The organism is Pseudomonas sp. Ant30-3, from assembly GCF_000690905.1.
Taxonomy (GTDB): domain Bacteria; phylum Pseudomonadota; class Gammaproteobacteria; order Pseudomonadales; family Pseudomonadaceae; genus Aquipseudomonas.
Genome location: NZ_JMCL01000266.1, coordinates 1 through 751 on the forward strand (window position 1 = coordinate 1; position 751 = coordinate 751).

1 pseudogene is annotated in these 751 nt (G+C 68.4%); it reads left to right on the forward strand.

The features are described 5' to 3' along the window. A pseudogene (locus tag DU29_RS0129305) lies at positions 1 to 751 on the forward strand (type VI secretion protein); the annotation flags it as partial.

A 751-nucleotide genomic window follows, 5' to 3' on the forward strand; every position in this document is an offset into this window, starting at 1 on the left:
GCGGCCATACGGCGGCGCGCTTCGCCGGGGCGAAGCTGACGTCCATGTCGCGGCGCGTGACCATCAAGACCCTACTGGTCAATCAACGCAACGCCAGCCCGCAGTCGCTCGCCAAGCACCTGCGCTACATCGAGCGCGACGGCGCCGGCCGCGATGGCGAACCGGGCCGGGCCTACGGGCCGCAGATTGACGATGCCGACCTCGATGCCTTCAAGGAGCGGGCCAACGACGACCGGCACCATTTCCGCTTCATCGTCTCGCCCGAGGACGGGGCCGAGCTGGACGACCTGCGCACCTACACCCGGCATCTTGTGAACCGCATGGAAGCCGATCTGGGGACGCGGCTGGATTGGGTGGCAGTCGATCACTGGAACACCGACAACCCGCACACCCACCTGATCGTGCGCGGGCGCGACGACACCGGCAAAGACCTCATCATCGCGGGCGACTACATCGCCCACGGCTTCCGCCATCGCGCCGCCGAACTGGCGACGGAATGGCTGGGGCCGCGCACCGAACTGGAGATCCAGCAGACCTTGCAGCGCGAGGTGGAACAGGAGCGGTGGACGAGCCTCGACCGCACATTGCAGCGTGAGGCCGGCGAGGATGGCCGGGTGCAGATCGAGCGCTTCAATGAGCCCCGCCTGCAACGCCAGCGGCTGCTGCTGATCGGCCGACTCCAACGCTTGCAGCGCCTGGGCCTGGCTGACGAGACGCAGCCCGGCACCTGGGCCGTGCATGCCGACGCGGA